The sequence below is a fragment of the Nostoc commune NIES-4072 genome (genome assembly GCF_003113895.1).
GTDB lineage: Bacteria > Cyanobacteriota > Cyanobacteriia > Cyanobacteriales > Nostocaceae > Nostoc > Nostoc commune.
Genome location: NZ_BDUD01000001.1, coordinates 4,214,072 through 4,236,530 on the forward strand (window position 1 = coordinate 4,214,072; position 22,459 = coordinate 4,236,530).

Consider the following 22,459-nt stretch of genomic DNA (forward strand, 5'->3'; position numbering starts at 1 on the left):
AATCCTATTTAGGGAAACCTATTGATATATATATTGATGGGAACTGAGCGATGAAAGCTGTCTCTGTTTGCTGGAATTTGGCTAATGTAATTTTGACAGGTGGGATGCTCTTTTGGTGCGGCTTTGCCAACGCTCAAGTCAGCGCAGATGGCACTGTCAACACCACTGTTTCCCAATCTGGTAATAATTTCACTATCACTAACGGTAGTGCTGCAAACAGTAACCTCTTTCACAGTTTCCAGCAGTTTACTGTTCCCACCGGTACTTCAGCCATCTTTGATTTAATCAACACGCCTAATATATCCTCAATATTCAGTCGGGTTACAGGAGGTAGTATTTCTCACATTGATGGCGTGATTCAAACCATTAACAACAACAACCCGGTTAGCTTATTTTTGCTTAATCCTAGTGGTATTGTCTTTGGCCCCAATGCCCAACTGAATATTGGTGGCTCGTTTGTTGGTACAACTGCAAATAGCATTAAATTTGCTGATGGGGTGGAGTTTAATGCTACCAATACTACAGTAGCACCCCTGTTGACAATCAATGTACCAGTTGGCTTACAGTTTGGGCAAAACTCAGGCGCTATCGCAGTACAAAACTCGATTAATAGCATCCCCCAAACTCCGCTAGGTTTGCAGCTAAGTTCAGGTAAGACCCTTGCTTTGCTGGGAAATGGAATTGATTTAGCAGGTGGCGTTCTCAAAACCGTAAATGGCTCGATCCAACTTGGTAGTGTCCAGTCAGGACAAGTTGGCCTAACTCCCACAAGCCAAGGGTGGACATTTGATTATTCTAATACTGAGGGACTGGGCGATATCCAGTTGACTCAACAGGCACAAGTATCTGGCTTTGGGTTTGGCAATAGTATTATTCAAATGCAGGGTAGAGATATCAGCTTTTTAGAAGGTTCGGCTGTTATCAGTCAAAATCAAGGTGTCTTTTCATCGAATCGGATTACAATTAATACCACTGGGTCGTTCACCCTCGCAGGAACAAACCCAACAGGAACTAGAAGCAGCCAATTAGGAAGCTACACAACCGGAATAGGGCAGGCTGGAGACATTACCATCTCAACTGGACAACTATTGCTGCGGGATGGAGCGCAAATCAAATCTCAAAACTTGAGTTCGGGGCAGGGTGGGAATATCATAGTAAACGCTGCCGAGTCGATCTCAGCCAATGGATTTAATCCTGTCAATCCTTCAGTAATGACATCGATTCTGACAAGCTCGACTGGTTCTGGAAAGGGAGGAAACGTTACCCTTTCAACTCAAAAACTTACAGTTGCTAACGGCGCTACCATTGGGTCAACTACTCTTAGAACTGGTAATGGTGGTAATGTCCAAATTGATGCCTCAGACTCGATAAATGTTTCTGGAATTAATAACATCACATTTCTCCCTACCGTTGTGGCGTCATCAACAGTAGGAAGTGGAAATGCTGGAAATCTAACCATCACAACTGCACGATTAAAAGTGCAAGCTGGAAGTTTAGTTACCTCCTCGACTGGCGCAATCGGAAATGCTGGCAATGTAAAGATTTTGGCTTCAGACTTTATCGAGGTGAGCGGTACATCACCAAATACTATGTTAAGTAGTAGAATTGGCTCTAATGCACTACGCCTTGATCCTGTCACCCGCGCAACTTATGGGCTACCGGAATTTCCCACTGGTAATGCGGGAGGGGTAATCCTGATAACGCCTCAATTGCGCGTTATGGATCGAGGTGACATCGGGGTGAAAAATGAGGGTACGGGCAATGCAGGTAATTTCGAGGTTTATGCTGACTCGATTCTCCTGACTAATCGCGGGACAATTTCGGCAACTACACAATCTGGAAACGGAGGAAGCTTGGTTCTCAATGCTCAACAACTGTTATTAATGCGGGGTAACAGCAAAATTTCTGTTGAAGCTAAGGAAGCAGGTGATGGTGGTAATATCACGCTCAACGCTCCAAACATTGTAGGTTTAGAAAATAGTGACATTATTGCTAATGCCGTCAAAGGTCGGGGGGGCAATATCCAAATCACTACACAAGGGCTTTTCGGACTAAAGTTTCGTCCCCAACTGACACCAGAGAATGACATCACTGCCAGTTCCCAATTTGGGGTTAGCGGCACGGTTCAAGTCAATACCATTGGCGTTGATCCAAATTCGGGTTTAGTCGAATTACCAGCAAATGTCACCGATCCATCTCAGCAAATTGTCACAGGTTGCGCGGGCAATCAAGGCAACCGCTTTGTCGCAACGGGTCGGGGTGGTGTGCCGCAAAATCCAAATCAACAAGTAATGAGCGATCGCACTTGGTCTGACACCCGCGATATCTCAGCATACCGCAAAACTCGTGAGGTGACAGCCCAAATTCCTCCCTCTCCAGAGATACTTATCCAAGCTACTTCCTGGCATCGTAACGCTAATGGCAAAGTTGAATTAATTGCAACACAATCTCCCGCAAATATACAACCCCAGTTAACTTGTGCTGCACTTGTGAAGAATTAGTTGCTCTAGGAATGCAACCCCAAATTTCCGGTACGTTTGTCTCTACTGAAGTTACTCTAATTCCGGGCAGCATCAAGAGGAATTCATGCCGAAGATCGCGGCATCACAATGTTTTTTATTATAAGTTCACCTATTGATGAACTAGTGTTTATTCCTGATGAAAGAGAACTTAAGCATCAACGTCTTCTAAAGTGGTATTAAAGAATTAACTACATGCGATCGCCATAATTTAATCGCATCCTGTTTGAAATACGGCTATTAGCATAAAGAGCGGACGAATTGTGAATATCTCGTCGAGCGAGGGATCATACTATGAAACCGGATTATCTCATTGTCGGTAGCGGTTTATCAGCATTAGTCTTTGGCGCTTTAATGGCAAACTCTGGCAAGACCGTGCAAATCCTGGAAGCCCATGAGCATCCAGGTGGCTTTGGTCACACATTTACGATGGCTAGAAAATATACATTTAATGCCCAATTCCATTATGTTTGGGATTGCGGTGAAGGACAAACGGTCAATCGGGTACTCAAGAAACTGGGCTTGGATCGGGAAGTGACTTTTGAACGGTACGACCCGGATGGCTTTGACCACATGCGAATGCCAGGATATGCATTAGATATTCCTTCGGAACCGGAAGAACTAATCCAGCGATTATCAAGGTTGTTTCCTGCATATAGCGATCGCATTCGCCAATTTGTTAACGATGTTGAAAAAACGAGCGCAGGTTTGAAAAGACTCGCTCCTCCAGTTAAGCCAATTGAACTGCTCAAACATACGAGTGAAGTGGTTTGTACGGTGCAATATCTCAACAGCACACTTCAGGATGTATTCGACAAGTTTCAGCTACCCCAAGCCGCCCAAACCCTATTGGCTCTGCAATGGCCTGATTTTCTGCTACCTCCGAATCAACTCTCGTTTTATGCCTGGGTCGCTTTGTTCAAGGGTTATCAAGCCGGTGCATTTTACCCAACCCAGCATTTTGAGCATGTAATCAATTCCTTAGTCAAAGTGATTGAATCAAATGGAGGGGAGGTATTGCTCAACCATGAAGTCACAAATTTTAGACTAACAGATCGCACAATCACCGGAGTTGAGGCGATGGATCTAACTACCCATCAAACTCATGAATTTACAGGCGACACTGTGATTTGCAACATTGACCCCAAAAAAGCCGCCAAAATGATTGGTGAGTCAAACTTCTCTAAAACCGTGCGCCGAAAACTCAACTATGAGTATTCTGCATCTAACTACATGGCTTATTGCGTCGTCAAAGACCTTGACCTCCGAAACTATGGATTTGGCGAGTGGAATCTTTTCCACACTGGTCATCAGGATTTGAATGAAGCCTTTGCTCAGATGTATGAACACAATGATTTTTCCAACCCCAGCTTTGCCATCACAACGCCCAGTTTATTGACACAAGCAAGTCGGGATTGTCCAGAAGATTGCCAGATTGTCGAATTCCTTACCGTTGCTAATTACAACTACTTTAAACAATTGCGGCAGAGCGATTCCCGTCGGGACGGCAAAGCCGATCGCAAAGCCTACAACCAGAAAAAGCAAGAAATCTTTGACTCTATCTTAGATGTTGTAGAAAAAGAATATGTGCCGAACTTTAGAAAGCATTTAGTTTTTCATATCACGGGCAGCCCCACCACCAATGAACGTTTTTGTTGGTGTCCTAACGGGAATTCTTACGGTTCTAGTCTCACACCGCGCAATATGGGTCTGGGACGTTTAAATCACGAAACCTCACTCAACCATTTCTATTTCTGCAATGCTTCATCAGGCTATCCGGGCTTTGCTCCTACATTCTGGACTGGGGCATTGCTGTATCAAAGATTATCTGGTGACGTACTTTTAGGCAATAGCTAAACAGACAACCACACATATTAATCATATTCAACAACTGAGAGGTCAGTTATGAGAATAGCAGTTATCGGTGGTGGAGGCAGTGGTATGGCTACAGCTTACCTGCTTGATAAACAAGGGCATCATGTCACTGTGTTTGAACGACAGCCGATGTTGGGGGGACATATTCGGACACTCAACAAGAATGTTCAGCCTACCCAATCTGATTGCAATGAAATGTTGGAAAGTGGAGTGTTAGAATTTCCTACCGTATTTCACAACTTTGTGGCTCTTATGCAAGAGCTAGGGGTGGAACTAGAACCCATCCGTGTCGGTTCAGCTTTATTCCTCAAGGATGGCAATCCCTTTTTCTCGAAGGTCACGATTGAGAACAACTATACAGGCATTCAACGCTTCATTGAACATCTGCGGTTCGATAGCCTCCATGCCCGTTCCCTTGGATTATGGCTAAAAACGCGATCTGCCCAGATGGAAGATTATTACGATCAGCCACTGTCTCGATATGTGAATAACCAAAGTATAAGCAATACCTGGCTAAAGTTGCTGACGATGTATAGCTACTCAATGCCGTTTGAACTCATTGATAACTTTCCCGCAGAGATGGCAATTCCGATGTTACGCGACTACCTCTCAGTCAAATGGCTCAGAATTAAAGGCGGTGTATATTGCTATATTGAAAAAATTTTGGAGCGATTTAAAGGTGAAGTTTTGTTGAATGTGAAGATTGCAAATATTTCCAGAAGCCCTGATTGTGTGAAAATCGAGCGATCGCCAGGTGAAATCCAGGAGTTTGATAAAGTCGTGTTTGCCACGCCACCCGATCAAGTGATAGCACTGTTAGCTGACCCAACCGATGCTGAACTTAAACGCTTCTCAGGTTGGAAAGCCAATTATGCAACCACCACAATTCATACGGATACTTCCATGTATGATAATCATCACATTCACCACCCCTCAGAATTTGATTTCTTTCAGACAGATAGCCGATGGGGATATAACAGTTACTTAAATCAGCTTTGCGGCATCTCATCGCCACAGCATTATTTTTTATCGTTTCAACTAGAAAGGATAATTGATCCTGCTCGCATTATTCACACTCAAGAACATTACACTCCGTTGTACACCACTGAGTCTTTTAAATACCGAGATGAAGTAGTTGCTACCAATGGAGACAACAATACTTACTATGCGGGAGCTTATCTTGGAGATGGCTTGCATGAAGGAGCGATCGCGTCTGCCTTTCGAGTTGCTCAACTCATCGGTTCACCTTTGGCTCTCTCCATTTCTGGTGGAGAAGCGGCTTATCGTTAAACATCGCTTGGGGTTGAACCCGATGTAGATTAGTTTTTTTAGAAACTTGACGCTTCCACCTTTTAATTACTCATAAGTTTGCGCTTTTGTGAATAATCTGTATAGCCTTGAATATTTTCTGGTTCAAATTGACCCAGTATGCGCGTAGCTTCGCGTATTAAATCCTCATTTCCGGTAACTGCAATTAAGTATTTGCCAGCATTCAGACGGTTACGATAAGGTAAAGCATCGCCACTACTAGCTGTTAACCCGACTCCTCGACCGATTAAACCAGCACCCAAAACACCGCCTATACCTCCTAAGATCCCAGCAAGAAATTCATTGCCAAATCGAGCAAACTGGGGAAATATTTCAACTTCTGTGAAATGGTTGAAGGCATAACCTACAACAAATCCAAAGGTTACAAGCGACCACAAGAGCCGATTTGATTGTTTGCGGGCTTGCTTGTCTGGATCAATTAGTCCAAAGTCATCAGCACTTAGATAACCATCACCCAAAATATTAACTTGTGAAGTTGGCAAGCCTGCTTTTTCCAGAGCAGAGTAGGCGGCTTCTGCTTGTATTCGATCTGGTAAAACTGCAACAAGGTAATTCATAAGACCTCACTTAATAAAGTTTTTTTGCAGTAATAAAACTGCTCAATACAATCTGATATCAATTTGAAAAATGATTGCGACAGATGAAGGTCTAAAAACAATTACCAGTAATATCATATCCTGCTAATTACTTAAAGTTACCACAATACTTGTTGGGTTTTGGGGAAAAGGGAAGGGGAAAGGGGAAAGAAAAAACCTTTAACCTAAACCTAGTAACCTTTTCCCGAAAGCCAATTCCGAGTTAAAAATCCTTTACCCAAGCAGTATTGAAAGTTACCACATCTGTGCAAAAATCGGAAAACCTTCTTTCTCCCTGCTCTTGCGGTCTTAATGATAAGTCTTTAATCGGATACGATGTAACTCTTTGCCAATCTAAAATGCAGAATGGTATGAGCTATTCTGGCTTTTTGTGCCATTGTCCATCGTTGCCTTTTTCGTAATCGCGTTTCACAGCGCTCCAAGCAACACGAAAAGCACGTTCTTCTTCACCATATTCTTCTTGAGCATTGTTAAATGCCGCCCGAAAAATTTCTTGGGCGTGCTTGGGTAAGTGCTCTTTGACTGAATCAGGTAAGTCTGCAATTTCTTGGTAAGGCATAAATTTCGTTTACTTACTTGATGGAGTAATATTGATATGACTTACGCAAAAAGGCAGTGAAAGATTTAATTTTTCGTAGGGGCAATTGATGTAGACGCAAAGCGGCTTCCCGCAGGGTATTGCCCGTACATTTCATACTTGATGCGTAAGTCCTAATTGATTAAATTTCAAATTTCTGCTTAAATCAACTGTCGTACCTGATCTGAGAGGATTGTCAGAGCAATTTTCTCGCGGTTAGGTTCGCCTTTAGCGAGTGATTCGGCAAACTTGGTCGCTTGTTCTAGGGTGATTTTTGGAGGTAAAGGTGGTTCCAAGGGGTCAACGATCGCTTCTACAATTACTGGCCCTGGTGTAGCAAGCGCCCGATCCAAAATTTCACCGCATTCAGCTGGATCTTCAATTGTCATCCCCACACCACCACAAGCTTGGGCAAAGGCTGCAAAGTTGATTGATTCTAATTCACAGCCATACTCTGGATTGCCTAGAAATACCATTTGTTCCCACTTAATCTGCCCCAATGTGCCATTTTTGATAATCACTATCTTGATGGGTAAGCGATATTTCACACAGGTAACAAACTCTGCCATCAGCATTGAGAAACCGCCATCACCAACAAAAGCAACACATTGGCGATCGGGGTAGGCTATTTGAGCTGCGATCGCATAAGGTAATGCACAGGCCATTGATGCTAATGTTCCCGATACTGAGTGCATTTGTCCGCGTTTGGCTGGAATTTGCTGCGCCCACCAACCTGTCACCGTACCCGAATCAACAGAGAGGATCGCTGTATCAGATAGCCGTTTGCCTAACTCCCAAGCCACCACCTGCGGCTTCATCGGCTGATTGTTCCTAGTACCGCGCTGTTCCATTAATTGCCACCACTGTTTCGTGCTAGACTGCGCTTGTTCAAGAAAACTGCGATCAGCATTAGGTTTTAATAGTGGTAGCAGTTCTTGCAAAGTGCGGCGACTATCCCCCACCAGCCCAACTTCAACAGGGTAGCGCAAACCAATCCGAAATGGGTCAATGTCAATTTGCACACCTCTTGCTTGACCGGGTTTCGGTAAATACTCCATGTATGGAAAAGAAGTCCCAACCATCAGCAGAGTGTCACAATTTTCAATCACATCTTGGGATGGCTTGGTGCCAATTAAACCAATTGTGCCTGTGGTATAGTGGCTGTCATCGGGAACGGATGTTTTACCTAGTAATGCTTTAACGATTGGTGCGCCCAGTTTTTCGGCAAGTTGTTCTAGTTCATCAGTCGCTTTTAACGCTCCCCGTCCTGCTAAGATTGCCACTTTTTTACCAGCATTGAGAATCTCTGCTGCACGTTGCAAATCATCCTCAACTGGTAGACGCGCACCACGGGCAAAGACATGAGAAGTGTGATGGGGGACGTTCCGCATCGAACCCTTTTTCTGGGCATTTTGGGATTGAAAATCTATAGGGAAGTTGATGTGTGCTACACCCCGGTAGCTCAACGCCGCACGGCAAGCTAAGTCTGCGAGACTTTCGACGTGGGTAGGCCCCATGACACGGGCATTGTAAACCGTCACATCCATAAAAACCTTATCCAAATCAACATCCTGCTGAGAGTGGGTGTTGATCAGGTCGTGGTAATGGTGTCCGGTTATTGCTAAAACTGGTTGACCATCAAGTTTAGCATCATATAAACCATTGAGTAAATGCAGCCCACCAGGCCCAGATGTGGCAAGACAAACCCCCAACTTACCTGTATATTTAGCATAGGCACAAGCCATAAATGCTGCTGCTTCTTCATGCCGCACTTGGATAAAACGGATTTTATCTTGACGCAGGCGCAAAGCTTCCATTATGCCGTTTATGCCATCCCCAGGCAATCCAAAGATGGTGTCAACACCCCAGTCGGAAATAGTATCAATGAGAACTTCAGCCGCAGTTGTCGCCATAAATAAGTTTCTCCTTATATTTTGGATATGGGGCATGGGGCATTGGGTTTACTTGTCCCCTTGTCCCTTTGTCCGCTCATTTCCCTCATCTCATGTTGGCACTTGGCTTTGAGGTGGAAAGCCATGTTGGATTCTGCCTTCATCGGCATCAAACTGCTTGGTTGCATTTCTTTTGCCTGCATCGGTTGAAAACCACGGGCGATCGCTAAATTTTGTCGCAGTACTTCCAGCGAATCAATACCACTGACGAGTGTAGCGATCGGTAAACTCATGGCATAGCGCGATGGCTTCTTGGGGAGTCACTACACGACGCAGAGATTCTTCAAGTTGCTGCATGGCCACTTTGCGATCGCGTCCGTGGGTGCAAACTTTAGTCATCAAAAAAACCTTGTCTCGTCGCCCTTGCAACGCCTCTCCCATCCACTCTTCACTCCGATGCTTGTTATACTCCCAAGCGTTATCCATGAAGGTGATGCCATTGTCAATAGCTTCGTGGGTGATGCGAATCGCCTCTTCCTTGCTTTTTGCTTGCCCTAAAGTTGCACCTCCAAGTGCGATGGCTGACACTTTCACCCCTGTTTTTCCCAGTGGACGGAGAGGAATTTCACCAGTGTTTGTGCTGTTGGTTGGAGTTGTAGATGATGCTGGAACCTCTGCCGCTTCTACTTCGGGATTGGCATTGAGAATGTGATCAGCAAAAATTGCCCCTGTACCTGCACCAATAAAGCCTATTTCTTTTAAAAAATGTCGCCGCTTTACCTCTAAAGGTAGATGTTTTTGGGCAGCTTCATCATTATTTCTTTCTACCATTGATTTATCGTAATTAAAAATACTTATTTTGTCAATTTTACCCAACAATTACATATTTGAAAAAAATTCATAATTAGTAATTAAATTTTTACTTAAACTACGAATTATGAATTAGTAATTATCAAAAAACAATTCAGAAGCCAGTAGCCATAATTCAGAATTAAATTCTGTGTAAAAAAGCGGATAGCGTAGCATTAGCGGCGTAGGATCGTCTGAATCAAAGGGTTTAATACTCTCACTAAATTTTCAATGAGCGTGATAGGTTTGAATCCCCCAGCGATAGCGATAGCCTAGCGTTAGCGAGGAACGAGCGTCGGAACGAGCGTCTTGATTCTGACTCCTGAATTCTGACTTCTGAATTCTTCTTCAATTAAAGCCGTGATGATGTCAAAAAACTAATTGTTTGTGGTTTGAAACTCGATGTACTATCCCAATAATTAACCTGGTTAATATTCACCTTAAGCAAAGCAATATCAGGTTCGTCCAGTCCTTTAGGAAACCAGGTTTGAAGTTCCGGCTTCCATAGCTCTCGCATCTTGTTGCGGTCTTTTACGAGTTCTGCTGAACCTGAGATAGAAACGTATCGCTGCTGTTCGGGTGACGAAAAACTAATATTTACCTGCTTATAGTGTTCAATTTCAGTCACCTTATGTGAACCAGCATAAGTAAAGAACCAGAGTGTGGCTTCAGAGTTAATCTCACCACTTTTTGACATGGGGTAACTATGCAAACTGCCATCATCATCGACTGTGGTAAACATACCATAATCAATATTTTTGATTAGTTCGTGCAGCTTTTGAATCTGTTGATCGCGGTCTGTAGAAGTTGCCATTGTTTGTACTCTTTTCTCTATTTGCTTTTCCTAGACTGTAATTTTTGATTACAATCAGATTTCATGCTGGTAAAGTTACTTTTCAGTATTAACCTTTTTTGTTTAAATTGCGTGAGCCTACAGATGGAGTTATCCTAAAATTAGCTTTTTTAGTTATATCTATAGATATATTGGTTAAGAGTGACTGTTCTGTACATACACAACTCTTAGGCATAGTAAGGTGAATTGTGTGCTTATTTCTTTAGACATAAATTTTATAAATTTTTCCAGCCCATCAAATTGGAGATGTTGGTGGGGGACTTAAACCATGCACACTGATTAGTCGCGCCAAGAAGCTGATAGCGCAGCGTAAAGCCAACTTTTAAAGGCTGCGCCTTAAGCATAGCTATGCCGCAGGCTTTACGGCATGGCTTCTCTTAGAGCAAGTCCGCGAGCGTCGGGCAGTATTCCTCCTGTCTGTCTTGTTCAATCTTGTAGTTTGATTTATTTTCGCCGACTTATTTATTGAAAAAGCATTTGGAGAAAGTCAAAAGCTTCTTTTACTTGCGGAAAACACTAAAATGAGTAAGCAAACTGGGGTTTGAGAAAGCAAAAGCTTCTTTTACTTGCGGAAAACACTAAAATGAGTAAGTCAAATGGCATTTTGAGAAAGCAAAAGCTTCTTTTACTTGCGGAAAACACCAAAATGAGTAAGTCAAATGGCATTTGGAGAAAGCAAAAGCTTCTTTTACTTGCGGAAAATACCAAAATGAATAAGTCAAATGGCATTTTGATAAAGCAAAAGCTTCTCTTGAGAAAGCATTTAAGTGTTTTGAGAAAGTAAACAGGCATTTTGATAAAGCAATTAGGCTTTTTGATAAAGTAATCAGCAAATATACCTGACAATTAAAACTTATCATACTTGCAAACCACTTATGTCTTGTTTCAGTGTGCTAATCTATCAAGCCCTATCCATTGGAGTATTTTTACTCAAAAATTCTGTTAAATTTGTACCCTCTGAATGAGTCTCTTCAACCTATAGCAGGAGTATCATCTTCGATTAAGCCCCTACTATGAACAACAAGGTAATCAAATTGCAGTATATCTGCTTTTCAAATTATGGACTTGAAGTACAAGTGGAAAAATGGCTATCGACCAAGCCGAGATGAAGCGGCAAAAAACCCTCATTTGTTAGATGAGAGTCAGTTCGATAACGAGCAAGACCGAAAGCTAGCTGAAGAATCTGCAAGAAAACATTTGGGTATACCAGCACCAACCCTAGACGAAGATAAGCCAATACTACCTCATTAGCTTCGCATAACGAAAAGGCTTAATAACACCATTTCCAAAAATCTTGGCAACGAAGAAATTGCCCATAGGGACGTATAGCTATACGTCCCTAACATCTATCTGTAGCAGGAATTTTGTGAAATAATCTAACGCTTGGGCATTTTATGCCTATGTACACTTCTCACCATTAGAAAGTTAGACAAAATGCAGATTTATCAACTTTTCAATCGATTAAACAATAATAAATTTGGTAATTTACTTACTCAAACAGTAGCTTTAGGCGTAAGTGCTATTGTTCTCCTCTCAAGTACTAACGCTAATGCTGCCGAGCAAGTTGTTTTAAAGTATGGTGCTTTTCAGGGGCAAATATCTGTTCAAGAATTAACTCAGTTTACAGAAACTGGCAAGACTACCCCGACATTAAGAGCTTATTTACAAGCGGCTCAACAAGACCCCGCAGTAGCTCGTAAGGCACTTAAAGCCCCAATCAAAGCCGATGCTGCATTTTTAAATAACTTATTGTCTAGCTGGGCAGGGCCTGTTCTGGTTAATCAAATTGGTGAAGTAGTTCACCCTCCCGGAGGACAACTAAATCAGGAGGCGTTGCGAAGTGCTTTAAGTACATCTATTCAACAAAAAGGTGAAGTTACACTGCTTGGAGCTATTCAGAATTATCCAAATACTTCTGTTGAACTTGAAGGTGATCGTCTGATTGCTGTTTATGAACGCTTAAGTAATCTTGCAGAACTTTTATAAGGATTACGTCATCAGATGATTGGTTTAGTGTCTCAATAGTGATAAATTTTAGTCACGATCGCAATCAAGTTAATACTGATGAGTCTATCTTAGGGTTCATACCCTGTTACCTAAAAATTCCCTAACCTAAATGTAGAGTTTAGTCTAAGAAGAGGGAAAAGATTTGTATGACAAGCGATGTTTCTAGAGATATTAAGAAGGATGTTAATGGGTCACTCATAAGTGGTGTTATCCTAAGTATTTTAGGGGTTATTGCGATCGCAGCGCCTAGTCTCTCGACCTTATTTGCTGAAACTTGGATTGCGGTGATTTTGATTTTCGCCGGATTTACAAAACTAGTTTATGCCACTCAAACCCGCCACGAAGGAGGTTTTATTTGGAAACTTCTATTGAGCGGACTTTATATTGCAACCGGTATAATGCTGTTTGTTTATCCTTCTACAGGCATTCTCACACTAACTCTGTTGCTTGGCAGCTTTTTACTAGCTGAAGGTACATTCGAGTTAATTCTGGCATTTAAGTTACGTCCCCAAGAGAATTGGACGTGGATACTAGGTGATGGCATTATTACGCTAGTCTTAGGCGCAATGATTTGGTTCCAGTGGCCCTTTAATGCGACCTGGCTTCTTGGCACACTAGTTGGTGTTAGCATTATTTTCACTGGCGTTTCCCGCGTAATGCTGTCATTGAATGGGCGTTCTAGCTTGAATCCTACTTAGGAGATGGGGAATGGGGAGTAGGGAATGAGGAGCAGGGAAAGAATAACTCCTAACTCAGCACCCAGCACTGTTTAACCAATCATGAGTAGTGACAGTTTACTAAGACATTGCAGCAGCGATCGCTCTGATATTGCTAAATTAGCTAAGGAAATCAAAATCCAAACCAGCTAGCTGCTTTTCAACAATGGTATCTATTGCTACTCCCTTCTCGGATATTCAAAACCATTGGGCACGTTTATTTATTACAGCCTTAGCCCAACGTCGTATTGTCAATGGGTTGCCTAACGGTACTTATCGCCCCGATAACTCTGTTACCCGCGCTGAATTTGCTGCCATTATCGCTAACGCATTTGGGACAGTTTCCAAGAAGCGGCAGTATGTCCCCTTTGTTGATGTACCCACTAATTATTGGGCAGCAGCAGCCATTCAAGCAGCTTACGAAAAAGCATTTCTTAGCGGGTTTCCTGATAAAACTTTCCGTTGGACTAACCGAATTACTAGAGTAGAAGTTTTAGTTGCTTTGGTAGGAGGTTTAGAAATTGCTACCAAAGTAAAAGCTGACCTCCTTTCGCAACTTCCACAAATTTATCAAGATTCTGTTCAGATTCCTGAGTATGGTAGAAATCAGGTAGCTATTGCCACCAGCGCAGGATTAGTGGTTAGTTTCCCAAATATCAAATTACTCAATCCCAATCTTGCAGCCACCCGTGCAGATGTGGCAGTGATTATTTATCAAGCTTTAGTGTATTTAGGTCAAGCAGAAAAAATTGCCTCTAGTTACCTAGTGCAGCCGCCAGCACCAACGCCAATACCCACACCAACACCCACACCAATACCTACACCAATACCCACACCAACACCTGCACCTATCGGTAGCGTTAGGGTAAGTCATAGCCGGGAATTCCGGGGAGCGTGGGTAGCATCAGTGTGGAATAGTAATTGGCCTTCCAAGGCAGGGCTTTCTGTTGCCCAACAAAAAGCTGAACTCAGCGAGATTATTAGTAAATTACAAGCGCTAAACTTTAATGCCCTCATCTTTCAGGTGCGGCCGGAGGGAGACGCTTTATATGAATCTAAATTAGAGCCTTGGAGTGCTTGGATTACAGGAACTCAGGGTCAAGCACCAGAACCATTTTATGATCCTTTAGCGTTTGCGATCGCAGAATGTCATAAGCGCAATATTGAACTCCATGCTTGGTTCAACCCCTACCGCGCTAGTACTTCCACCGACCCAGCTAAAACAGTCCGTCCCCACATAGCAGCTACCAATCCAGAAAGCGTTTATTTGTGGAAAACTCAACGTTGGATGGACCCAGGACTGAAAATAGTTCAGGATAGAGCTTACAACGTAATTCTCGACGTAGTAAAACGCTACGATGTTGATGGCATTCACTTAGATGATTATTTTTATCCATATCCCATCGAGGGGCAACCTTTCCCCGATAATAAAACCTACGCTGCATATAAAGTAGCTGGTGGGACACTCAGCCTTGGCGACTGGCGACGAGACAATGTTAACAGAATGGTACAGCGTCTCTACCAGGGAATTAAAGCAACTAAACCTGACGTTAAATTTGGTATTAGTCCCTTTGGCATTTATCGTCCCGGACAACCCACTGGTATTACTGGGTTGGATGCTTACAACGTGCTGTATGCTGACTCGAAGAAATGGCTAGCAGAAGGCTGGATTGATTATATTGCGCCTCAACTTTACTGGCGCACAGACCAACCACAACAAAGTTATTCGGCGTTGCTAAAGTGGTGGACAGAGGTAAACACAAAACAAAGACACGTTTACGCTGGTAACAATTTGACAGAACCAAGCAACAAGAGTCGGGAGAGTGATGAGATTGAAAAGCAGGTGAAAATTAGTCGTAGCCAAGCTGGAAATTTGTCGCTGGGGAATATCTTCTTTAATGTCGGTGTTTTGACTGAAAATAGTCAGGGCATTGCTGATAAATTCCAAAGTTTGCTTTATAACAAACCTGCACTACCGCCAACTTTGTCTTGGCAGGATACAACACCGCCGCCTCCGCCTATTCAACTACAAGTCAATAACCGCAAACTGAGTTGGGAACCTGGTGATAATCAGCCAGTTCGTTCTTGGACACTTTATCGACAAACTGGTGATACTTGGACAATTCAACGAATTTTGTCTGCTGGCACAACCTTCGCTACCGTTCAACTAGCGGGAACTTATGCCGTGTGTGCAGTGGATAGATTGGCGAATGAGAGTTTAGGAACAGTTATTACAGTGAGTTGAAATAACCATCGGTGAGAGGTTAAAGCCATGAGCTTTTGTAAATATAGCGCTTCTCTGTTGAGTGCAATACAGACCTAACCCCCAGCCCCTTCCCTTGTAGGGAAATTTAACTCTAATCGTTCTAAAAAGCTTTTATGACTCTGGGGAGAGAAAACAAATGCTGGCCTTGAATTGTTGTTCAAAGTGTTGTTTTTTCAACTGAAACAAAGCTTTGAATATTATCTAACGAGAGTAATAAAAGAGCGCTAATTAAGTTTTCGCAACATAGTAAAATTTTTCTCACCCACGCGCTTAAATAAAGAAAGGTAAATACTCAAGAAATAAACATGGCAAGCTTAAATCAGTTATCAGTTATCAGTTATCAGTTATCAGGCGTATGGTGGGGGATTTAGACCCGCCACCAACGCATTCCACCTGGAGGTGGGGGACTTAAACCCAGGGATAAATAGATCACTGATAACTGTTTACTGTTCACTGTTCACTGTTAAACAATCCCACACTGAGTATCGATCTTCTTACTGGCTCAGATCCTAAGGTCACTGCAACAGTCGGTGTTGACTACACTGATTTTGAAAGCAGGATTGTTGATTTTTTTGGGCTTAATGTACAACTCTCAGCTAAACTAGTTGGAGAAGATGGGACTTTATTCAACGGAGGAAATGATGACTTGTTCTTCTATCCAACTAAATTTAATATCAAAGAAGGGACTTACACCTTTGAAGCATTCGTGAGCCGTGGAACGCTGGATGAAGATAACGGAAACGACGAGATATTCGCCAATTTCACTCTCCAAAGCACTGAAGCTGCTTTCAATATAAATACATCGATTAACAGCGCTGTTATCAGTGGGAATTTTTGACGAAACTAAAATAACATATAGCATTCCGAATTGAACTGTAAGAAAATACGGTGATGAAAAGTACCTATTTATAAGCTTTTCAGCTTTTTGATTTCTCACAAATCATTTAGGATTGCTATAGAAAACAGTGCTAGTGAACCCACGCTATTAACGCTCAAGCGCCGACAACATACGGCGTTTACGGTAATTGATAAATACTTCTGAGCATGAAGAGTAGCCAATTATCCCCACAGTGCGCCAAAAATCGCACATCCCTTTGTGAAAATTCCCCACAGCCATCGCTGTGGGGAATTGTCTTTTATGGGAGTGTTGCAAATATTAATTCCAGCAACGGTATAATTTAAGAGCGCAACGCTCAAAAAATCAATTTAGCGAAACTTATTTGATAGAAGAAGATGCCGCATTTGCTTTTGATAAAATGCAACTCTTCCTGCCTCTGGCTTCATTACTTGAATAATTCTTCTATGCCCCTGTATCCCTCAATAATCGAATTATAGTAATAGATAGTAACTATTACTAGACATTTTTATCCTATTCGTTGTCTTGAAATTCAGAATTTTGACACAGGCTTGCTTTTATTTCCAGGTCGTAGCAACGGTCAACTAACTGTATGATTAATTTATATATTGACTCAGGTAGATCGCCGACTTTTTACACTGCAATCATGGGTATGCCACCATCACCAAACGTTGTCCATGAGAACTGGATTGAAAATTAGGGATTCACCTTTGGGTAGATTTAGACGGAATGATTAAAACTGTATATTTGGATGGGGGAACACATAATTTGCCACAAAACCTCATGCCAAATCAGTAATTTCCATATCAACAGATGAAATATTGATTTAATTCTAGTTAATTTGTTCCTTAAGTTCCTCATAAGCCATGACATCCCCTGAGCCTCAAACCGATTTTGAAGAAAAAGCTCCACAAACCTCATTTGAGCCACCTTCTGGAAAACGGCGGTGGCTTTGGGTTTTAGCTGCACTACTATTGTTAGGGGGCGGAGCAGCTCTACTTTGGCGTCCGCAAAATTCAGCACCTTCAACTGCACCTTCAACTACTAATGCTCAACCTCAAGGGGTAAGAGTCAAAATATCGACAGTACAAAGTGGCATTATTGAGGAAAGCTCAGATTTTATTGCTAGCCTAAAATCCCAGCGCTCAGTCACGCTCCAGCCGAGGATTCAGGGCCAAGTTACTCAGATATTTGTTAAACCCGGAGATCCAGTCGTACAAGGAGCGGCAATTCTCCAAGTAGATCCTACGTCACAAGCAAGTGCCAATGGAAGCAATGCTGTGCCTCAAGGATTTTTAGTGCAACTGGAAAATGCCCGCGCTACACTCAAATCTCTGGAGGCACAACGACCATCCTACGTTGCGAATGTACAATTTTACCAGCAGAATTACGAGAAGTTTGTCACCCTAGCCCAGGAAGGAGCCGTATCTCGACAGACTCGCAATCAGTTTGGCGATCGCCTCGCCAATGCTAAGGCTAATCTTGATGTAATTGATTCTAGAATTCAAGCACAACGAGCCAACATATTGCAGGCTGAAAAAACTTTGCAGCAAGCTAATATAAATATTCCCAATCAACAAGGGAATCTCCAGTCCGATAAAATTACCGCTCCCTTTAGTGGCACAGTTGGCAAAATCGCTGTGAAAGTAGGTGCAAAAGTTAATACTTCTACACAATTAGTTAATATCGCGCAAAATCGACCTTTAGAAGTCAATATCTCTGTGCCATTACAGCAAGGGCCTCAATTGCGTAAGGGAATGCCAGTGGAGGTTATGAACACACAAGGTCAAAAGCTTGGTAGAAGTAGGGTATTTTTCATTGCACCTACTGCTAGCAATGAAACCCAAGGAATATTGATCAAAGCACTTTTTGACAACCCTAATGGTCAGTTACATGCAGATCAATTGGTAAGGGCTAGAGTATTCTGGAATCAGCGCCCCGGAATTTTAATCCCCACAACAGCAATGACTCGTATAGGTGGTGACACTTTTGTTTATGTAGTTGAAACAGAAACATCTCCCCAAGGTGTATCTCAACAAGTAGCTCGGCAAAAGCGAGTGAAGCTAGGCGAAATCAAAGATAATAATTACCAAGTTATTGAAGGTTTGCAGCCAGAAGATAAAGTTATTATTTCAGGGTTGCTCAATCTCAGGGATGGTGTTGCGATCGTTCCAGAAACTTAATTAAGGGGAGTGGGAATGAGGGAGAAGTCTTCAATTTTGTCTTTTTGCAATGCCCACCCAAAAGCGTTAACTATAGCGATCGCTCTTACCCTGTAGGTACTCTGTTGGAGAACTCTTAGAGTAGCCGCTATGCGTCTATGATAGTTTAAGATATAACTAGTTTTGTCAATAGTGATTACGCGGGTGCAAAAGCGATCGCAGTTAATGTTATTTCTCCTGGCCCCACCGATACAGAATTGTTTCGAGAAGGCAAAACACAAGAACAGATAGATCGTTTAGCCCAAATGGCTGCGTTTGGCAAACTGGGAGATGTGCAAGAAATCGCCGACGTAGTAGCATTTCTGGCTAGCGACGAAGCTAGATGGATCACTGGGCAAAATATTCGTGTAAACGGTGGAATCGTTTCCAGTAGTCGTTTCAAGCGTTCCGTGCTGTTTTTGCCTTTGATCAGATCCGCAGTGGCGATCGCCCCTGCATTCACCATCGGGTTATAGGGACGGTTAGTAGCCTCGTCTAACACAATCGAGTTAAATGCTTCCCCTGTAGGTTCAACACTGACTTTGCTATTTACATACTCGCGTCCATGATCCTCTAATGCCAAGCCAAACACAAATGCCTTTGAAATGGACTGAATTGTAAATAATTGCTGACATTCTCCCACCTCAAACATCTGTCCATCGGCAGTCAATACGGTTCGGTTAAAGGGCAAAGGGAAAAGGTATTGGTTTTCAATACATCCTTTACCCTTTACCCCTTACCCTTTCCCCAGACCACAAGGAAAGTGAAAAATGCTTATCCGAACCGTATTGGGAATTGGTGCTGCTTCTTTTAGCAGATTTAGCACCAAAAGAATATTTAGCGACGATCATATCGGTAAACGGGACATTCTATGGATTAGGACAAACATTAGGGCCGTTGTTAATGGGCTATGCCTTTGGTTTCGGCGGAATTAATAGCGTATTTTATGCTGCAACTGGTTTTGCAATTCTGATATTTTTTGTATTTAGGTATTGCACTTGTGTGAAAGAAGTCTAACGCTTTCCTCCTAAAATTCGCTCATGGGATTATGGTAATTCTCATTTGCATAAAATACAAAAAACTTTATCCCATCCTATTAAATATCTCTGTTTGATTGGGTGGGGTTTTTAGATCAGGTAAAGGAAAAGAAAGGGTAGGTTTGTTTTTGCTAGCCGATGCAATGGCATTACCAGTCGATGCAATGGCATTACCAGTCGATGCAATGGCATTACCAGTCGATGCAATGGCATTACCAGTCGATGCAATGGCATTACCAGTCGATGCAATAGCATTACCAGTCGATGCAATGGCATTACCAGTCGATGCAATGGCATTACCAGTCGATGCAATGGCATATTGGACAAATACATTTAGGAAGTGAGAGTATTTTCAATGCGGCGGTCGGGGATGAGCCACATAACTGCAACCACAACATATAGTATACAGGCAAGCCATGAGTTTATAAAGGCAAGTGGAATTGCCACTGCATACAATACCACCGATATTTTTCCTTTGAAATCTCGACCCACTGCGATCGCTAATGTCGAATCGCTGCCATGATGAGAAATTAGGGTGCGGGTAAGGATAAAGTAAGCCAATGCAGACAGCAACAATACCGTACCATAAAGGGCAACTGGCATAGCAGCAAAGTTATTCTCACCCATCCAGCCAGTGACGAAGGGGATTAGCGACAACCAAAACAGCAAATGCAGATTCGCCCAAAGGATACGCCCATTAACGTGTCGAACTGCTTGTAAGAGATGATGGTGATTGTTCCAGTAGATGCCAAGAAAGATAAAACTTAGCACATAGCTGAGAAATATTGGAATCAGGGGACGCAGCGCAGCTAAATCGAACCCATGCGGCACTTTGATTTCCAGCACCATAATGGTGATGATAATGGCAATCACCCCATCGCTGAATGCTTCTAATCTGCCTTTTCCCATTTACGCATTCCTTTTTTATTTACTTGAAAGTAAGCTGTGACACTCTGCACTTTATCGTACCAAGTAGCCACCGTTGATGAAGATTGTCTGCGGGTGATCCTTGATATGCTGTGGTTGCTTTCCCTTAACCTACTCCATACCCTGTATACGGACGCTTATACGGCGGATGTAAACCCAGAACAATATCCTCCTTCGACACGCCAATTTCTACTAATTCTCGCGCAATGTCTACATCAGTCATATTGCGCTGAATCCAAATCTTTCCATCTTTAATATCCAAATGGATGATACAGTTGTAAACTCGCTTAAATCTTTCCCAGCCAACTTCTAAAAGCTGGTAGTGGTTATGTTCTGTATCAAACACAAGCTGAGACTCAATGTCTGAATTGCCACTATCAAAAGTAGTGTGAGACGTTAATATTTGGCGGATGCTTTGGCGATACTGTTCTACTCTTTGCATTCGACAATCACCTCCTGAAGTGGATCATAACTCACCAACTTCACTTGATAGAGCTTGACAGCTTCCTGAGTGAATCGCTCCTGAAAAAACGACTCAAATAAATGTATCGACAGGAATTGCTAAATATAATGTTCTATAGGATTACTATTTGATTTTTGAACGAAATTAAGTATTGTAGAGTGTTGTAGAGTGTGTTAGAACGGAGTTCGTAACGCACTATTATCAAGGGTTTGATGCCGTACTCTCTGTGCTAACACATCCTACGGATATTTTCATAAATCAAACCGGATTCCTATAGTTAAATATCAACTGCTGCGGCTAAAAAATACAGCAGCGACAATAATCAAACCTAAAAGTGCTAAGGGAACCCAAAGATTGGGAATATCTGACAAACTCATATTTAATTACCAATTAAGAATTATCTTAAGCCAATACCGCCTTTAGCGAATTCTTCAACAGTTTTCTGTGAGAATTCGTGAGTTGCGATCGCTTGCAACATTGCCAATGGTAAAGTCAAATGATCCGCTCCGGCTTGCAATGAAGCGGCTGCTTCTTCTGGAGATTTGATACTAGCTGCTAAAATTTCCGTATCACTGCCTTTGAGTACACTAGCCATATCCTGCACCAAAGCAATACCGTCACCTAACAACCGCGTAGCTCGATTTACATAAGCTATGGCAATTTTAGCTCCTGCTTCCCGTGCTACTGCTGCCTGTGCTGCACTGTAAATTGCTGTCACTGAACAGGTAATTTCTGGTGATAAACTTGCCACCACTTCAAAACCTAACGGTGTTGCAGGAATCTTCAAAATTGTTTGTGAACCAATAATCTCGAAAGCTTTTCTACCTTCAGCTAGCATAAGAGCTTTATCAGATGCCACAAGTTGATAGTATAAAGGGCCATCCGTCAAGGCAACCAATTTTTTGAGCGTGGTTTCTGGTGGCGTATCGCTTTGAGACAACAGCGTGGGATTTGTTGTAATGCCTTTCACCCATCCCCAAAGCTTAACAACTTCAGCTTCCGATGCGATCGCTGAGTCTAGATAAATTGCCATAATTTCTCCCGATCAATTCCCCGATATTAATGTACAATAGCCGCACATGAGTTGTGACAAGTTACAGCAGTTTTTAATTGGATAAATTTAATTTATGATCAAGTTTTTCAATCAGGCAACCAACAGTATATTGTTACGTTTTATACTCAATAATCAAGAAACCAGTATTTATCTTAAGAAGGAATTATCGCTGGGGGTTATGCCTTCCTTGTGTTCGTCTTTGAGATGGTGGCAAGCCACGACTTGATTTAAAGAGGAGCTTCTTCAACGAGCGCTCGTCAATCCAAGCTTGCTATCCATTAGTTACAACACAGTTTTTCATTATAAATTTAATACTATTTTTATTATTTCCATAAATTTTTTCAATATCTAAAACTCTAGTGTTAAACAGCAAATAAGATTAAAATTGATTGTTAATTGCTAGATGTAGTAATTTGTACTTGGTTAAATTTGAAAGTTATTA

Annotated in this window: 22 protein-coding genes and 1 pseudogene; 12 read left to right on the plus strand and 11 right to left on the minus strand. The window is 42.3% G+C overall.

Going from position 1 to position 22,459, the window contains the following annotated elements; all coding sequences use genetic code 11:
* Positions 1 to 50 precede the first annotated feature (50 nt).
* The 3 genes from CDC33_RS18570 to CDC33_RS18580 all read left to right on the plus strand — a co-directional run bounded on the left by CDC33_RS18570 (position 51) and on the right by CDC33_RS18580 (position 5,684).
* On the plus strand, positions 51 to 2,501 hold the full coding sequence (locus CDC33_RS18570; RefSeq protein ID WP_109009730.1) for a two-partner secretion domain-containing protein: 2,451 nt from the start codon (positions 51 to 53) through the stop codon (positions 2,499 to 2,501).
* A gap of 312 nt (positions 2,502 to 2,813) precedes the next feature.
* Positions 2,814 to 4,376 (plus strand): phytoene desaturase family protein, encoded by a 1,563-nt coding sequence (locus CDC33_RS18575; RefSeq protein ID WP_109009731.1) that lies wholly within the window; start codon positions 2,814 to 2,816, stop codon positions 4,374 to 4,376.
* Between the two features lie 48 nt (positions 4,377 to 4,424).
* On the plus strand, positions 4,425 to 5,684 hold the full coding sequence (locus CDC33_RS18580; protein ID WP_109009732.1) for an FAD-dependent oxidoreductase: 1,260 nt from the start codon (positions 4,425 to 4,427) through the stop codon (positions 5,682 to 5,684).
* Positions 5,685 to 5,746: 62 nt separating this feature from the next.
* Here CDC33_RS18580 and CDC33_RS18585 read toward each other — a convergent pair whose 3' ends face one another.
* The 6 genes from CDC33_RS18585 to CDC33_RS18605 form a co-directional block, all read right to left on the minus strand.
* A complete protein-coding gene (locus CDC33_RS18585; protein ID WP_109009733.1) occupies positions 5,747 to 6,280 on the minus strand; it encodes a hypothetical protein in 534 nt (177 codons plus the stop codon).
* A gap of 394 nt (positions 6,281 to 6,674) precedes the next feature.
* Complete coding sequence (locus tag CDC33_RS18590) at positions 6,675 to 6,878, minus strand: ChaB family protein (RefSeq protein ID WP_109009734.1); 204 nt, start codon at positions 6,876 to 6,878, stop codon at positions 6,675 to 6,677.
* Between the two features lie 179 nt (positions 6,879 to 7,057).
* The gene (locus CDC33_RS18595) at positions 7,058 to 8,809 is read right to left on the minus strand and encodes a thiamine pyrophosphate-dependent enzyme (RefSeq protein ID WP_109009735.1); all 1,752 of its coding nucleotides are present in this window, start codon (positions 8,807 to 8,809) and stop codon (positions 7,058 to 7,060) included.
* 14 nt (positions 8,810 to 8,823) lie between these two features.
* The gene (locus CDC33_RS39875; RefSeq protein WP_219930049.1) at positions 8,824 to 9,081 is read right to left on the minus strand and encodes a hypothetical protein; all 258 of its coding nucleotides are present in this window, start codon (positions 9,079 to 9,081) and stop codon (positions 8,824 to 8,826) included.
* On the minus strand, positions 9,044 to 9,619 hold the full coding sequence (locus tag CDC33_RS18600) for an aldo/keto reductase (protein ID WP_219930050.1): 576 nt from the start codon (positions 9,617 to 9,619) through the stop codon (positions 9,044 to 9,046). The genes CDC33_RS39875 and CDC33_RS18600 overlap by 38 nt, the downstream gene beginning before the upstream one ends.
* A 370-nt stretch (positions 9,620 to 9,989) precedes the next feature.
* Positions 9,990 to 10,451, minus strand: coding sequence for a pyridoxamine 5'-phosphate oxidase family protein (locus CDC33_RS18605; RefSeq protein ID WP_109009736.1), 462 nt, complete (start codon positions 10,449 to 10,451; stop codon positions 9,990 to 9,992).
* Positions 10,452 to 11,031: 580 nt separating this feature from the next.
* Here CDC33_RS18605 and CDC33_RS18610 point away from each other — a divergent pair.
* The 5 genes from CDC33_RS18610 (at position 11,032) to CDC33_RS18630 (ending at position 15,458) form a co-directional block, all read left to right on the plus strand.
* Positions 11,032 to 11,274 (plus strand): hypothetical protein, encoded by a 243-nt coding sequence (locus tag CDC33_RS18610; RefSeq protein WP_109009737.1) that lies wholly within the window; start codon positions 11,032 to 11,034, stop codon positions 11,272 to 11,274.
* Positions 11,275 to 11,549: 275 nt separating this feature from the next.
* On the plus strand, positions 11,550 to 11,741 hold the full coding sequence (locus CDC33_RS18615; protein ID WP_109009738.1) for a bromodomain-containing protein: 192 nt from the start codon (positions 11,550 to 11,552) through the stop codon (positions 11,739 to 11,741).
* Between the two features lie 183 nt (positions 11,742 to 11,924).
* Positions 11,925 to 12,476, plus strand: a complete 552-nt coding sequence (locus CDC33_RS18620) for an alpha/beta hydrolase (RefSeq protein WP_109009739.1) — start codon at positions 11,925 to 11,927, stop codon at positions 12,474 to 12,476.
* A 167-nt stretch (positions 12,477 to 12,643) separates the two neighbouring features.
* Positions 12,644 to 13,195, plus strand: coding sequence for an HdeD family acid-resistance protein (locus CDC33_RS18625; protein WP_109009740.1), 552 nt, complete (start codon positions 12,644 to 12,646; stop codon positions 13,193 to 13,195).
* A 184-nt stretch (positions 13,196 to 13,379) separates the two neighbouring features.
* Positions 13,380 to 15,458, plus strand: a complete 2,079-nt coding sequence (locus CDC33_RS18630; protein WP_109009741.1) for a glycoside hydrolase family 10-like protein — start codon at positions 13,380 to 13,382, stop codon at positions 15,456 to 15,458.
* Between the two features lie 643 nt (positions 15,459 to 16,101).
* Here the strand turns inward: CDC33_RS18630 and CDC33_RS37865 are convergent.
* Positions 16,102 to 16,341, minus strand: a complete 240-nt coding sequence (locus tag CDC33_RS37865; protein ID WP_146195838.1) for a hypothetical protein — start codon at positions 16,339 to 16,341, stop codon at positions 16,102 to 16,104.
* An 860-nt stretch (positions 16,342 to 17,201) separates the two neighbouring features.
* Here CDC33_RS37865 and CDC33_RS18640 point away from each other — a divergent pair.
* Both CDC33_RS18640 and CDC33_RS18645 read left to right on the plus strand, forming a co-directional pair.
* On the plus strand, positions 17,202 to 18,518 hold the full coding sequence (locus CDC33_RS18640; RefSeq protein ID WP_109009743.1) for an efflux RND transporter periplasmic adaptor subunit: 1,317 nt from the start codon (positions 17,202 to 17,204) through the stop codon (positions 18,516 to 18,518).
* 236 nt (positions 18,519 to 18,754) lie between these two features.
* A complete protein-coding gene (locus tag CDC33_RS18645) occupies positions 18,755 to 19,012 on the plus strand; it encodes an SDR family oxidoreductase (RefSeq protein WP_244919417.1) in 258 nt (85 codons plus the stop codon).
* On the opposite strand, the pseudogene CDC33_RS18650 reads toward CDC33_RS18645, so the two are convergent.
* Positions 18,922 to 19,203: pseudogene (locus tag CDC33_RS18650) on the minus strand (glutaminase); the annotation flags it as partial. The gene CDC33_RS18645 and the pseudogene CDC33_RS18650 sit on opposite strands and share 91 nt — an antisense overlap.
* Positions 19,204 to 19,334: 131 nt before the next feature.
* Between CDC33_RS18650 and CDC33_RS18655 the strand changes: the two are divergent.
* On the plus strand, positions 19,335 to 19,553 hold the full coding sequence (locus CDC33_RS18655; RefSeq protein ID WP_244919276.1) for an MFS transporter: 219 nt from the start codon (positions 19,335 to 19,337) through the stop codon (positions 19,551 to 19,553).
* Between the two features lie 148 nt (positions 19,554 to 19,701).
* The gene (locus CDC33_RS18660) at positions 19,702 to 19,917 is read left to right on the plus strand and encodes a hypothetical protein (protein ID WP_146195839.1); all 216 of its coding nucleotides are present in this window, start codon (positions 19,702 to 19,704) and stop codon (positions 19,915 to 19,917) included.
* Here the strand turns inward: CDC33_RS18660 and CDC33_RS18665 are convergent.
* From CDC33_RS18665 to CDC33_RS18680, 3 genes are all read right to left on the minus strand, one after another.
* Positions 19,907 to 20,482: a TMEM175 family protein gene (locus tag CDC33_RS18665; protein WP_109009745.1), complete on the minus strand. Its 576-nt coding sequence runs from the start codon at positions 20,480 to 20,482 to the stop codon at positions 19,907 to 19,909. The genes CDC33_RS18660 and CDC33_RS18665 overlap by 11 nt on opposite strands.
* Before the next feature lie 124 nt (positions 20,483 to 20,606).
* Positions 20,607 to 20,942, minus strand: a complete 336-nt coding sequence (locus CDC33_RS18670; RefSeq protein WP_109009746.1) for a XisI protein — start codon at positions 20,940 to 20,942, stop codon at positions 20,607 to 20,609.
* Between the two features lie 418 nt (positions 20,943 to 21,360).
* Complete coding sequence (locus CDC33_RS18680) at positions 21,361 to 21,996, minus strand: transaldolase family protein (RefSeq protein WP_109009747.1); 636 nt, start codon at positions 21,994 to 21,996, stop codon at positions 21,361 to 21,363.
* Positions 21,997 to 22,459: the final 463 nt, after the last annotated feature.

What these genes read in the sequence shown, in the direction of transcription:
- CDC33_RS18605 (WP_109009736.1), bottom strand. Translation starts at nt 10,451, where the DNA reads ATGGCAACTTCTACAGACCGCGATCAACAGATTCAAAAGCTGCACGAA.
- CDC33_RS18595 (WP_109009735.1), bottom strand. Translation starts at nt 8,809, where the DNA reads ATGGCGACAACTGCGGCTGAAGTTCTCATTGATACTATTTCCGACTGG.
- CDC33_RS18620 (WP_109009739.1), top strand. Translation starts at nt 11,925, where the DNA reads ATGCAGATTTATCAACTTTTCAATCGATTAAACAATAATAAATTTGGT.
- CDC33_RS18615 (WP_109009738.1), top strand. Translation starts at nt 11,550, where the DNA reads ATGGACTTGAAGTACAAGTGGAAAAATGGCTATCGACCAAGCCGAGAT.
- CDC33_RS18590 (WP_109009734.1), bottom strand. Translation starts at nt 6,878, where the DNA reads ATGCCTTACCAAGAAATTGCAGACTTACCTGATTCAGTCAAAGAGCAC.
- CDC33_RS39875 (WP_219930049.1), bottom strand. Translation starts at nt 9,081, where the DNA reads ATGAGTTTACCGATCGCTACACTCGTCAGTGGTATTGATTCGCTGGAA.
- CDC33_RS18600 (WP_219930050.1), bottom strand. Translation starts at nt 9,619, where the DNA reads ATGGTAGAAAGAAATAATGATGAAGCTGCCCAAAAACATCTACCTTTA.
- CDC33_RS18585 (WP_109009733.1), bottom strand. Translation starts at nt 6,280, where the DNA reads ATGAATTACCTTGTTGCAGTTTTACCAGATCGAATACAAGCAGAAGCC.
- CDC33_RS18680 (WP_109009747.1), bottom strand. Translation starts at nt 21,996, where the DNA reads ATGGCAATTTATCTAGACTCAGCGATCGCATCGGAAGCTGAAGTTGTT.
- CDC33_RS18630 (WP_109009741.1), top strand. Translation starts at nt 13,380, where the DNA reads ATGGTATCTATTGCTACTCCCTTCTCGGATATTCAAAACCATTGGGCA.
- CDC33_RS18580 (WP_109009732.1), top strand. Translation starts at nt 4,425, where the DNA reads ATGAGAATAGCAGTTATCGGTGGTGGAGGCAGTGGTATGGCTACAGCT.
- CDC33_RS18575 (WP_109009731.1), top strand. Translation starts at nt 2,814, where the DNA reads ATGAAACCGGATTATCTCATTGTCGGTAGCGGTTTATCAGCATTAGTC.
- CDC33_RS18640 (WP_109009743.1), top strand. Translation starts at nt 17,202, where the DNA reads ATGACATCCCCTGAGCCTCAAACCGATTTTGAAGAAAAAGCTCCACAA.
- CDC33_RS18570 (WP_109009730.1), top strand. Translation starts at nt 51, where the DNA reads ATGAAAGCTGTCTCTGTTTGCTGGAATTTGGCTAATGTAATTTTGACA.
- CDC33_RS18625 (WP_109009740.1), top strand. Translation starts at nt 12,644, where the DNA reads ATGACAAGCGATGTTTCTAGAGATATTAAGAAGGATGTTAATGGGTCA.
- CDC33_RS37865 (WP_146195838.1), bottom strand. Translation starts at nt 16,341, where the DNA reads ATGCTATATGTTATTTTAGTTTCGTCAAAAATTCCCACTGATAACAGC.
- CDC33_RS18665 (WP_109009745.1), bottom strand. Translation starts at nt 20,482, where the DNA reads ATGGGAAAAGGCAGATTAGAAGCATTCAGCGATGGGGTGATTGCCATT.
- CDC33_RS18670 (WP_109009746.1), bottom strand. Translation starts at nt 20,942, where the DNA reads ATGCAAAGAGTAGAACAGTATCGCCAAAGCATCCGCCAAATATTAACG.